At 35.2% G+C, this 12,691-nt stretch carries 11 protein-coding genes; all 11 read right to left on the bottom strand.

Features of this window, described 5'->3' with window-relative positions; translation table 11 throughout:
* Window positions 1-431: 431 nt before the first annotated feature.
* Window positions 432-656 (bottom strand): RNA chaperone Hfq, encoded by a 225-nt coding sequence (gene hfq / locus NYQ66_RS02285; RefSeq protein ID WP_259866418.1) that lies wholly within the window; start codon window positions 654-656, stop codon window positions 432-434.
* 38 nt (window positions 657-694) lie between these two features.
* Window positions 695-1,630: a tRNA (adenosine(37)-N6)-dimethylallyltransferase MiaA gene (gene miaA / locus NYQ66_RS02280; RefSeq protein WP_259866416.1), complete on the bottom strand. Its 936-nt coding sequence runs from the start codon at window positions 1,628-1,630 to the stop codon at window positions 695-697.
* A gap of 139 nt (window positions 1,631-1,769) precedes the next feature.
* Window positions 1,770-2,222: a Dps family protein gene (locus NYQ66_RS02275; protein ID WP_259866414.1), complete on the bottom strand. Its 453-nt coding sequence runs from the start codon at window positions 2,220-2,222 to the stop codon at window positions 1,770-1,772.
* A gap of 101 nt (window positions 2,223-2,323) precedes the next feature.
* On the bottom strand, window positions 2,324-4,195 hold the full coding sequence (mutL, locus tag NYQ66_RS02270; protein ID WP_272480023.1) for a DNA mismatch repair endonuclease MutL: 1,872 nt from the start codon (window positions 4,193-4,195) through the stop codon (window positions 2,324-2,326).
* Window positions 4,196-4,211: 16 nt separating this feature from the next.
* Window positions 4,212-6,800: a DNA mismatch repair protein MutS gene (gene mutS, locus NYQ66_RS02265; protein ID WP_259866410.1), complete on the bottom strand. Its 2,589-nt coding sequence runs from the start codon at window positions 6,798-6,800 to the stop codon at window positions 4,212-4,214.
* A 176-nt stretch (window positions 6,801-6,976) separates the two neighbouring features.
* Window positions 6,977-7,540 (bottom strand): outer spore coat protein CotE, encoded by a 564-nt coding sequence (gene cotE / locus NYQ66_RS02260; RefSeq protein WP_259866408.1) that lies wholly within the window; start codon window positions 7,538-7,540, stop codon window positions 6,977-6,979.
* A gap of 761 nt (window positions 7,541-8,301) precedes the next feature.
* Window positions 8,302-8,724 carry a RicAFT regulatory complex protein RicA family protein gene (locus NYQ66_RS02255; RefSeq protein WP_259866406.1) on the bottom strand — a complete coding sequence of 141 codons (423 nt, stop codon included), beginning with the start codon at window positions 8,722-8,724 and terminating at the stop codon, window positions 8,302-8,304.
* The gene (miaB, locus tag NYQ66_RS02250) at window positions 8,725-10,302 is read right to left on the bottom strand and encodes a tRNA (N6-isopentenyl adenosine(37)-C2)-methylthiotransferase MiaB (RefSeq protein ID WP_259866403.1); all 1,578 of its coding nucleotides are present in this window, start codon (window positions 10,300-10,302) and stop codon (window positions 8,725-8,727) included.
* Window positions 10,303-10,456: 154 nt separating this feature from the next.
* Entirely contained in the window at window positions 10,457-11,383 is a 927-nt protein-coding gene (locus NYQ66_RS02245; RefSeq protein ID WP_259866401.1) for a dipeptidase, read from the bottom strand.
* A gap of 119 nt (window positions 11,384-11,502) precedes the next feature.
* Window positions 11,503-11,763 (bottom strand): stage V sporulation protein S, encoded by a 261-nt coding sequence (locus tag NYQ66_RS02240; RefSeq protein ID WP_058307744.1) that lies wholly within the window; start codon window positions 11,761-11,763, stop codon window positions 11,503-11,505.
* A gap of 107 nt (window positions 11,764-11,870) precedes the next feature.
* Window positions 11,871-12,668 (bottom strand): TIGR00282 family metallophosphoesterase, encoded by a 798-nt coding sequence (locus tag NYQ66_RS02235; protein ID WP_259866394.1) that lies wholly within the window; start codon window positions 12,666-12,668, stop codon window positions 11,871-11,873.
* Window positions 12,669-12,691 lie beyond the last annotated feature (23 nt).

Here is a 12,691-nt window from a genome sequence, read left to right as displayed (position 1 = left end):
ACACGGATGTGCTGACTTCTACGTTGCCACAGGACGTGGCGAACTTAGTAGAAGATCATTAATCTTCACTCATTCAAAAAACTAGCTTTTTTCTTGCTTGACATAAATGATTGTTTTGTTCAGTTTTCAAAGATCAATAGTAAAGTTGTCTTTTAAGCGACAACTTTTATATTATACCAAATCGTTTTATGCAAGTCAACAATCTTTTTGTGTTGTTAACTTGTCCAAAAAGCGACTTTATAAATATATCACATTATCAATATCAACGTCAATAACTTTCTAACTTATTGAGTAAGATAAGCACCGCTCTCAGTGGCGGATAATAAATATAACATGGATAGTAACCTAAAACAATAGAAATATCACTACCAAATAATTCCTTATTCACTTATAAATAAAGTTGGACGCTTCCGTAAAAGCGTCCATCTTGTTTATTCGGTTTCCAGATTTACATTTTTCGATGGCGCGAATGTGGAAATGGCATGTTTAAAGATTAATTGTTGCTTGCCATCTGTATCAAATAAAACTGTAAAATTATCAAAGGCTTTAATAGTTCCTCTTAATTGAAAACCGTTTGTTAAAAATACAGTAACCTGAATTCGATCTTTACGTAACAGATTCAAGTATTGATCTTGAATATTTACCGATTGAGACATGGTATTTCCTCCTCTTTTCTATCTATATGTAATTAATTCTACTTTTCTTTTAGCTTTCCTGCTAAATCATCCAAAATTATTTCAAACTTTTCATTTTTTGTAACTTCTGTTATCGAATACCAATCCACCTCCATCTTATTCCTGAACCAAGTATATTGTCTTTTTGCATACCTTCTTGAATTTCTTTTTAATAATTGTACAGACTCCTCTAATGTCTGCTGACCTTTAAGGTATGGAATTAATTCTTTATATCCAATAGCCTTCATAGATTGAGCATGTTCTAGTCCTTTCTCATAAAAAAATTTCACTTCTTCAACTAGTCCATCTTCTATCATTTTATCAACCCGTTTATTAATTTGATCGTACAGGATTTCTCTATCCATTTCCAATCCAATTAAAATTGGCTTGTAAATCGATTCAAGTTGTTGATGTTCATGATATTGCGTCATCGTCATTCCAGTACGATCAAAAACTTCTAACGCACGAACAACACGGCGCTCATTATTAGGATGAATCTTTTCAGCTTGAACAGGGTCTACTGTTTGAAGCCTTTGGTACACGTTATCTATTCCTTTATCTTTTATTTCCTTTTCAATTTGTAATTGATATGTATCATCTCTTTTTGAATCCGAGAAATTGTAACCATATAGTGCGGCTTGTATATATAACCCTGTGCCTCCCGCAAGGATAGGTAGGTAACCATTCTCACTTATTTCCTTTATATATTGATTAACATAACTTTGAAAATCAGCTACTGAAAACGATTGTGATGGATCTTTTATGTCAATCATATAATGAGGAATGTTATCTTTTTCTTCTTCAGTAACTTTTGCTGTACCGATATCCATTCCTTTATAGATTTGCATAGAATCTCCGCTAATTACCTCTCCTCCAAATCGTTTGGCTATTTCTACACTTAGACTTGTCTTACCAACAGCAGTTGGACCAACAATCGTAACAACAGGTTGCTTCATATATTTAAATCCCTTCAATAAGAAAAATTACAATATAAATGTATTAGTTATTATACATCAACCAAAAAATACTGCAAACGCAATCAAACATTTCCTGAACACACAAAAAGTTGTCGTTTATAAACGACAACTTCAATTTTTACTCATATGCAATATAAGCCTTTAACATCCAAACATGTTTTTCGAATCTACCATGAATATCATTTAATAAGTCCACAGTAGGTTGATCGTTTAATTCATCCGCTAAAGGAACACCAGTATCCTTGATTTCTTGGATCATGGTCTTGTAATCTTCAGAAAGCTGATTAATAATTTCATTTTCTTTATCATCTGCTTGTGCTTCATGTAATGTAGCCTCTTTAATATACTTATGCATTGTCGCTAATGGTTTTCCACCGATAGCTAAAATTCTTTCCGCTACTTCATCTAGGTCTTCGGCCGCTTCATTATACAATTCTTCAAATACTTCATGTAGCTTAAAAAAGTGTCGCCCCTGAATAAACCAGTGATATCGATGCAGTTTAATATATAATACCGCAAAGTTGGATAGTTCCTGATTAAGGAAATTTATTAATTTCTGATTTTCCTGCATAGCAATCCCACCTAACCTTCATTTTTTACACAATGTTATTTTGGGTAAGGTAGTTTTTTTTATACGCACAAAAAAATTTGTTCAATTAATAGTAAGCAATATTACATCACTCGTTTAAACATTTTTTCCATTTCATATTCAGAAAAATGAATAATAATTGGTCTTCCATGAGGGCATGTAAAAGGATCAGTTGACTTCCTTAAATCCTCAAGCAACCTAAACATGTCGTCATTATTTAGGTAATGATTTGCTTTTATCGATCGTTTACAAGACATGAGAATCGCTGCCTCTTCCCTCAATTTATATAAGTCTATCTTTTCTTCTGTTATCACTTGCTCTACGATCTCGCGTATAACTTCTTCTTCAAATCCTTTAGGAAACCATTGTGGATGAGACCTGACAATGTAACTTTGTTGGCCAAAATGCTCAAAAAAGAGACCAACTTTCTTAAGATCGTCTTGATATTGTTCAATCAAAAGTGCTTCTTGTCTTGAAAAATCAAAAGTTAACGGGATTAATAACTCTTGCAATTCATTTGGAACATCGCCAATTTTGTCTCGAAAATATTCATATTTAATTCTTTCTTGCGCTGCATGCTGATCGACGATATATAGACCCGTTTCATTTTGAGCCAAGATGTACGTTCCATGGTGTTGACCTATCGGATACATGATGGGTATCCGTTCTTCATCTGTTTCAAGCATTTCTTTCGTTTCTTCCTCTATTTGAATAGAGATACTCTCGACCATATCATCAAAGTTTGGTTTTTGTTCTTCATATTTATCTGCGGTTTCAGCAGCGGTATGTTGAAGTGTGAAAAAAGCATCTTGTTCTACTTCTAGATCCTTACCTGAATACGAATATATACCTTCATTCGCGGGTATAGGTGATGAAGCGTGTCGTTGGTCAAAGGCTTGGTTATCAAAAGAAAAAGTATGTTGTTCACTTTTTTCTTTTGGCTTTTTAGCCTGTATTACATCAGGAATTAATCTTTCTTTGCGAAAAGCCTTTTTAATCGTCTCCTGAACTGCTTCATATAACTCCTTTTCTTTACTGAAGCGAACTTCTAATTTAGCAGGGTGAACATTGACATCTACCAATATAGGATCCATCTCAATATTTAAAACAACTAAAGGATTTTTACCAATTGGTAAGAGCGTATGATAACCATTAGCGATCGCTTTACCTAAACCAACACTACGTATATACCTGCCATTTATAATTGTAGATATATAATTTCTCGATGCTCTTGTTACTTCGGGCTTTGCTATAAAACCATCGATCGAAAAGTCTAACGTTTTAAACGATACAGGTACCATTTTTTTAGCAACACTCATCCCATATACTTGGGCAATGATTTGAAGGAGGTCGCCTCTTCCTGAAGATTGAAACAACTTTTTTTCATTGTGACAAACTTCAAACCGAATCATAGGGTGTGATAACGCCATGCGATTAATAACATCCGTGATATGCCCTAATTCGGTATGAATTGTTTTCATATACTTCAAACGTGCAGGTGTGTTAAAAAATAAATCATCAATCGTTATTTCTGTTCCTTTTCTAGCATCACCTTTTGTCTTACTAACAACTTTTCCACCTTCTAAATCCAGAATTGTTCCTGCTTCTTCACCAGTGGATGTTTTTAATTTTAGTCGGCTAACCGCAGCAATACTCGCTAGAGCCTCTCCTCTAAATCCTAGTGTTCGTACATGAAATAAATCATTTTCGTTTTTTATTTTGCTCGTGGCATGCCTAAAGAAAGCTCGTTCACAATCATCCTCTGACATACCATCACCATTATCGGTAATCTTAATTTGCTGCAGACCTGCTTCCATTACTTCCACTTTAATCGAGGTACTGTTTGCATCTATACTGTTTTCCACTAGTTCTTTTACTACAGAAGCTGGTCTTTCCACTACTTCCCCTGCAGCAATTTTATTGGCAAGTGAATCAGGCATTTGGAAGATTTTCACCCGAGCATTCCCCCTCTTACTCCTCGTTTGCTTGCTTGTGTAGTCGGTATAATTCATTCATCGCTTCCATAGGAGTCATTTCCATTAGATTTAGGTTTTTCAATGATTTTAGTAGGAGACCATCCTTTTTCGGTACACGATTGTTCGCCTTCTTTTTTTCTTGTTCAAAGAAAGAAAGTTGTTGTAAATCTTTTTCTTGAACGATTTGTTTTTGTGAATTGCGATCTGGCTTTTGTTCTAACTGCTTTAAAATAACAGTAGCTCGTTCGATCAACGATTTAGGTAGCTCTGCAAGTTGCGCAACATGAATGCCATAGCTTTCATCCGCAGCCCCGTCTTGGATTTGATGAAGAAAAACAACCTTACCTTCGTATTCTTCTGCTCTTACATGTATATTTTTCAATTTATTTAACGCTTGGTCTAAGCTAGTCAACTCATGATAGTGCGTCGAGAATAAGGTTTTTGCATGCACATGCTCATGAATATATTCAATAATGGCTTGCGCAAGAGCCATACCATCATATGTGCTTGTCCCTCTTCCAATCTCATCTAATAAAATCAGACTATTTTCCGTTGCATTCGTAATCGCATGTTTCGCTTCTAACATTTCGACCATAAATGTACTTTGACCGGATACTAAGTCATCGGCAGCACCAATTCGTGTAAAGATCTTATCAAAGATTGGTAAATTTGCTGATTGACAAGGTACGTAACAGCCAACTTGAGCCATTATTGCTGTTAATGCAAGTTGACGCATATACGTACTCTTACCAGACATATTTGGACCAGTAATTAACAAAATGTCATGATCATCCGTCATATGAACATGATTCGGCACAAAAGAATCATCCTTCATTACCTTTTCGATAACAGGGTGTCTTCCTTCTTGGATTGATACATTTCGTTCAGTATTAAAACTCGGGCGATTATAATCATTTAATTCACTTACTGATGCAAATCCTTGTATCACATCAATTTCGCTGATTTTTTCAGCTAGTTGTTGTAGCTTTGGTATAAAACCTTTTACTTGCTCACGAAGTTCACTAAACAACTCGTATTCTAAATCTATACTTTTCTCTTCCGCTTCTAATATGAGCGCTTCTTTTTCTTTCAACTCAGGAGTGATGTACCTCTCTGCATTGGTTAACGTTTGCTTTCGCTCATATTTCCCTTCTGGAAGTAAGTGGATGTTTGCTCGAGTCACTTCAATGTAATAACCAAATACTCTGTTATAACCAATTTTTAATGACTTTATATTTGTTTCTTGCTTTTCTTTTTGCTCCAACTCCGCAATCCACTTTTTCCCATTCCGTGAAGCATACCGGTAATCATCCAACTTTGCATTGTATCCATCTCTTATGATGCCACCGTCTTTTAAAGAAATAGGCGGGTCTTCAATTAGACTATCCTCTAGTAAACCAAATAAATCGTTTAACGGGTCTAACTGATCGCCAAGTGCGTTTACCTGCCTGTTTTCAAACTGCCTTAATTGATCTTTTAGGTCGGGGACTTTACTAAGTGATACTTTGAGTTGGTTTAAATCCCTCGCATTGACATTTCCAAACGCAACTCTCCCAGACAATCGCTCTAAATCATAAATTGACTTTAATACGTCTCGAATTGCTTCACGTTCGATAAATTGTTCAATAAAACCTTGCACAAGGTCAAAACGTTTTTCTATTGATCTCTTGTTCAATAGCGGTCTTTCTAGCCATTTTTTTAACATTCGACCGCCCATCGCTGTCACCGTTTGATCAATAACCCACAATAGACTTCCTTGTTTGCCTTTTCTCATAATGGTTTCTGTTAGCTCTAAATTTCTCTTTGAATACATATCTAATGACATATATTGTTTAAGTTCAATCATTTGCACTGGCTTTAAGTGGTCTAACGCACGTTTTTGTGTGGTTTGCAAATAATTTAGCATTCTACCAAATGCTTGTACGACGTTTTCATCTGCCAGGTTTTCGACTAGATAAATAAAATCATCTTGAATTACTGTTTCATCCATATAAGACAACGTCACTTGCAAACGTTGCTTTAAGTCAGATTGATAGGTTTCATCTAATTCGTTTGAAATAACCATTTCTTTAATGGGACGATTAAATAATTCATTTAGTACAGCTTCCCAACCAGCTTCAATGACTGCAATATTATTTTCACCAGTTGATAAATCACTGTATGTTATAACAAAAGTATGTGTAGTGATTTGACTAATGCTTGCTAGGTAATTGTTTTCTTTTTCTTCAAGCATCGTACCTTCCATTACCGTACCTGGTGTAATTAACTGTACAACCTCTCGTTTCACTACACCTTTAGCCACTTTCGGATCCTCTACTTGCTCACAAATTGCAACTTTATAACCCTTTTCCACTAAATTTTTTATATAGTTTGCTGCAGAGTGATATGGAATCCCACACATCGGAATTCTTTCTTCCCCACCACCATCTCTGCTAGTAAGGGTTATTTCTAATTCCCTAGAAGCCGCTACAGCATCATTAAAAAACATTTCATAAAAATCGCCTAACCGAAAAAATAAAAAGCAATCCTTATAGTTTGCTTTTATTTTTAAATATTGTTGTATCATCGGTGTATATCCCGCCATCATTTTTCCTCCAACACGTACTAGATTATTGTCTTATTATAGCATATACACTCGAACTTTTTTATCAACCTGATTATGGTAAGCTATTAATAATCATGAAAACGGTATATCCAGATAAAAATAAAATAGAAAAATAGAGTGTAAATATTAATTTACACTCTACAAAAAGATTTGTTTTATTCTTCTTCGATGTTAGCTAAAAAATCTGGATCTACGTTTTCGAATTCCTCATCGGATAATTCGAAATCCCAGTCGTCATCGTCTGCTACTGTACCCTTAGGATCTACTTTAACTGTTACTTTTGTTTCTCCGATTACTTCTACTAAAAATTCACGCTCTACTTCGACTTTAATTTTGTGATCATGACTAGCAATTTTGCACTCTAGGCAATTTGGTTGTTGAATTACTTTTGCGAAAACCTCTACCTCATCCCCTAGTGTATGCTCATCTTTGACAGATAACTTAATTTTGTCGTAGTAGTTTACACGCTCGGTTACAACTTCTGTCTTTGTATTATCATTGTAAGAATACCAAACATTCACGTCATAGCTACCATTTACTTCTACAATGTCATTCCCTACTTTTTTTGCATTGTATAAGTGGTTAATTACCCAGCAACCCAGGATGCTAGATGGTCTATGTGATGGCGTGATGGTATTTGTGTCCTGCGTGAACTTACGTCCTTTACCAATAACTGCTTTTGTAATTATTTCTCGATATTCTTGATCAAGAAAAGACATAGAACTAAAACCTCCTCTTATTTTTCATAGTCATTTTATGCAGTGAGTACAACTATAGTGCATAACCCTTTTTCTGTTAAATGTGAAATTAGACCAGTAAAGGTTTCTAGTTCATCCTATGCAAAGGCCTAACAATGTGTACGATATTCACCCAAAAAATTTCATTTCTTATAAAAAAATTAAAGTTAGTGAACTCTACATTTGTAGCAGATTATCTATAGAATGCGGCGTAACAGAAAGATAATGAGTGCATACAACGCAAGCGGTCATGAGATCACTTATTTCTCTGTTTTAGTCCAATTTTGAGTCTAAGCGGTCATACAGTACGTTATTTTAACAAAATGCCATCAAAATCAATGAAATTAGGCCAAATAACGGATCTGTTGACCTCGAAAATTTAGTAATCTTGAATAATAGCCAAATAACGGATCTCATGGCCGCCAAGATTTCCTTAGATTTCTGATCGGCTATGAGAGCCCTTATTTTCCTAATTTACCCCAATTTAAAATCTAAGCGGCTATACAGTACCCTATTTTAGAAAATTGCTACGTAATCAATGAAATCAGGGCAAATAAGGGATCTGGTAGCCGTTAAAATAATATAAACGAAGATTTCGGACAAATAACGGATCTCATAACCGCCAAAATCGACCATAGATTAGCGGCTGCTAATAGTTACTTTTTATTTTATATCTACTCCTTCCCATTTCATGTAAAAAATAAAAAACTGACCCAAAATATTGAGTCAGTTTTTCATCTAAATTAATGTCCACAAGAGCTGGTTCCTGCTTTTGAGCCAGTTTCACCAGCTAACAAGTCACCATTTGTTGAACGAATAACTTCATTTGTAACTTCTCTTGCAATTGTATTCGATACAAGTTGTAAAATGTCATTGATCACTACTTGAGAATCTTTGAATTCTTGAACGATTGGAATTTCATCAATTTCATTTTGTAAACGATCAATCTCAGCTTCTACTTTCTTTAACGCTTCTTGTTTACCGTAAGCTTGAAAATTCACCGCTTGTTTTTGTAATGCCTTGATTTTTTTAATCATGATTTGGATTTTTTGGTTTTCATTTAGCTTTGCTTCTAATTGTTTAAAACGATCAATCTCTTCAATATTTGCCATCATCTTTGCAAGCTTATGTGCCTCTTCAACAACTTCTTTACGTGTATGTGTCATTTATTTCACCTCTGCAGCTTCATGAACCAATTCTCCATCAAGTGTCCATGTTTTTGTATTTGTAATTTTCACTTCTACAATTTCCCCAATGATAGATTTTGGTCCTCTAAAATTAACAAGCTTGTTTCTTTCTGTATAACCTGATAAAACCTCAGGATCTTTTTTACTTTCTCCTTCTACCAATACCTTCACTGTCTGGCCCTGATATTTCTTCATCGCTTCAGCAGACTGTTTGTTTACAAGTGCATTTAGCCGTTGCAATCTTTCTTTCTTTACTTCCATTGGGATATTATCTTCCCATCTAGCAGCTGGTGTGCCTTCTCTAGGGGAATAGATAAACGTGTAGGCACTTTCAAAGCCAACTTCTTCCATTAACGTCATTGTCTCTTCAAACTGCTCATCCGTTTCATTTGGGAAGCCAACGATAATATCTGTTGTTAACGTCGCGTTCGGCATAGCAGTTCGTATTTTCTTCACTAGTTCTAAATAACTTTCACGCGTATATCTACGCGCCATAACTCTTAGCACTTCAGAGCTTCCTGATTGGACTGGAAGGTGAATATGATCAAGCAAGTTGCCACCTTTTGCTAACACTTCAATTAAACGATCATCGAAGTCTCTAGGATGTGAAGTAGTAAATCTAATTCTCGGGATATCTATTTTACTAATTTCATCCATTAGATCTCCTAAACCATATTGAAATTCCAAATCTTTCCCATAGGCATTTACATTTTGACCTAATAAAGTTATTTCTTTATATCCAGCAGCCGCTAATTGACGTACTTCTTGGATAATATCTTCCGGTAAACGACTTCGCTCTTTACCACGAGTGTAAGGAACAATACAGTACGTACAGAATTTGTCACAACCATACATAATGTTTACCCAACCCTTAATTTTACCTTTACGGACTTTTGGAAGGTTTTCAATAATGTCACCTTCTTTTGACCACACTTCTACTACCATTTCTTTACCGAACATAGCCTCTTCAATTAGTGCTGGCAGTCGGTGGATGTTGTGTGTACCAAAAATCAAATCAATGAACGGATGTTTCTTTAGAATTCGATTTACCACAGATTCTTCCTGCGACATACAACCACATACACCAATGATTAAGTCAGGTTTTTCTAATTTTAACGGTTTTAAGTGCCCAATTTCACCAAATACTTTATTTTCTGCATTTTCACGAATAGCACATGTGTTTAACAAGATCACATCAGCTTCATTTGTATCATCGGTAGTTTCATAACCCATATCCGATAAAATTCCAGCCATGATTTCTGTATCATGTTCATTCATTTGGCAACCATATGTGCGGATTAAGAATTTTTTCCCTTTCCCAATTTGTTGTAACTCTTTTGAGATAGAGAAATCGTAATGAATGTCTACGTCTTTTTTAAGTCTTTTCTTGGCTTTTTTTAAGTTTGGTGGCTCGTACGTAGTTTGAAAATACTTATCAATCATTTCGTCAGAGTCCATATTTTTTAAACGTTCTAGGTTTTCTTCCGGTGCGGATTTTATGTCCGATGGATCAACCTGCTTTATTTGATTTGCTTGTTTTCTTTGTTGCTCATTCATAGTAAATCTCCTTTCTTTCTTGTACATCATTCATCCATATGGGAAATTGAGATTTGCTCCAATTTTAATATTATACCAATAATTCTACATAAAAATAAAGAACTTCCTACATCATTATATGGTAGATTGCCTACAAACACAATGTCCACCTTGTTTATCTCAGTCGAGGAAATTTATCGATAAAATTTTGATAACAGATACGTTGTAAGTCTGCTTGGTCAATATAATGTGCTAGTTCCTTAACAAAACGATTATAGTGAAGACAATCCTTTAAATCTATTGGATAAGAAGTTGCCCCATCAAAATCAGAGCCAAAACCGATAGAAGAGGATCCACCCATTTGGATTACATAGAGGATATGACGGATAACATCTTGATAAGTGGTTGGTTCTTTATCTGCCAAAAAGCTAGAAACAAAAGTAATACCCATCCAACCCTTACGCTCAATTAAACTACTAATTTGTTTCTCATCAAGATTCCTCCGATGAGAACAAAGTTGTTTCACATTTGAATGAGAAGCCATCGGGTATGAGGCAATTTCCATGACATCAAAGAAGCCTTGATAGGAAAGATGAGAAACATCTGTCCATATCCTTTCTTTATTTAATGTTTCTACAACTTCTTTCCCAAAAATACTTAAGCCAGCTCCTCTAGATTCTCCAATGCCATCACACACTGCATTTGCTTGATTCCAAGTCAATCCTACTGCTCTTACTCCTAGACGTATTAATGTTTTTAATTTCGCGATATCTCTACCAATGACGTGACAGCCTTCTAGGGTTAAAACCGCACCTCGTTCGTTTTCTTTTAACTCCAACAAATCTTCCTTCGAACTAATAAATTTTATATCGTCATAAGGTTCAATAATATGTGTATAAAATAGATCCACCATTTCCAAAGCAATATTAAATTGTGATTCTTCGGAAACATAATCAGGAACAAATATAGCAAAACACTGTACTTTTACCGAACTCTTCATCCATTTTTTATAGTTAACTTGGAGTTCATTACTTGAGAAAAAAGAGAGGTCCTTTTCCCATAGTTGAAATAATACATCACAGTGCGCATCAATTATGTTCATCACACGCTCCCCCTCATATACTAAATGAAATCAAAATTAATTCTTGTGTTACCATATCAATATATAAATCTAGTATCAAAAAAAACCTGCTTGCACATGCAAACAGGAGATAACTTCTATTACCTTGGTTCAACTATTAGTTTAATAGCTGTCCGCTCTTCATTATCAATCATAATATCAGTAAAAGCTGGGATACAAATTAGGTCAACTCCGCTCGGGGCAACAAATCCTCGTGCGATTGCTACTGCTTTTACGGACTGGTTTAATGCACCAGCACCGATCGCCTGAATTTCCGCTGAGCCACGTTCTCTTAGCACATTCGCAAGTGCTCCTGCTACTGAATTAGGATTTGATTTGGCTGAAACTTTTAATATGTCCATTCCTAGTACCTCCTTAGTTTACTAAAGTTGTTCCACTTTTACTATATTCTTGGAGATGATAGTTATTCCCTTTTATTATGAAGTAATTTATCTAAAAATTCAAATAATCACCCGAAAAACGGGTGATCATCGTTAATTAATATTCTTTCAATATTTTTAGCAGCGCCTGTCTCATTATCAATATCCACGATTAAGCCATTTAACTGCGTCCTACCCGTTTTATCTACTTCAAATCGAACAGGTAGATTAGTAAGAAACTTTTTAATTACAGCATCTCTGTCAGTTCCTAGGATTCCATCATAAGGACCAGTCATCCCTACTTCTGTGATATATGCTGTTCCTTTTGGTAATATTCGCTCATCGGCAGTTTGCGTATGTGTGTGCGTCCCAACAACAGCACTGACACGACCGTCAAGATACCATCCTAACGCTTGTTTTTCACTCGTTGCTTCAGCATGGAAATCTACAAAAATAATATTGGTCCTCTTTTTTGCTTCTTGAATTAACTGATCTGCTTTTCTAAACGGATCATCATTAGGGGGCATGAACGTCCGGCCTTGTAAATTAATGATCGCAACTTCATGTTTGTTCGATTTTACAAACATTAACCCCTTCCCTGGCGTATCTTCTGGAAAATTTGCCGGTCGGACCATATTTTTAGCATCATCGATAAATTCGAATATTTCTTTTTTGTCCCATGTATGATTACCCATCGTAATCGCTTGCGCACCTAGTTCTAAAAATTGTTTATATATTTTTTCGGTTATTCCTTTACCTGAAGCGGCATTTTCACCATTTACAATTGTAATATGCGCTTGATACTTTTGCTTTAGTTTAGCTAAGTATTGTTGCAACATATCTCTTCCTGGTGACCCTACGATATCTCCTATAAATAAAATTCTCATATCTTTTTGTTACCTTCCTATCC

This window comes from Aquibacillus koreensis, assembly GCF_025154055.1.
GTDB classification, from domain to species: Bacteria; Bacillota; Bacilli; order Bacillales; family Amphibacillaceae; genus Aquibacillus_C; species Aquibacillus_C koreensis.
This window is presented reverse-complemented; position numbering and strand designations above follow the sequence as displayed.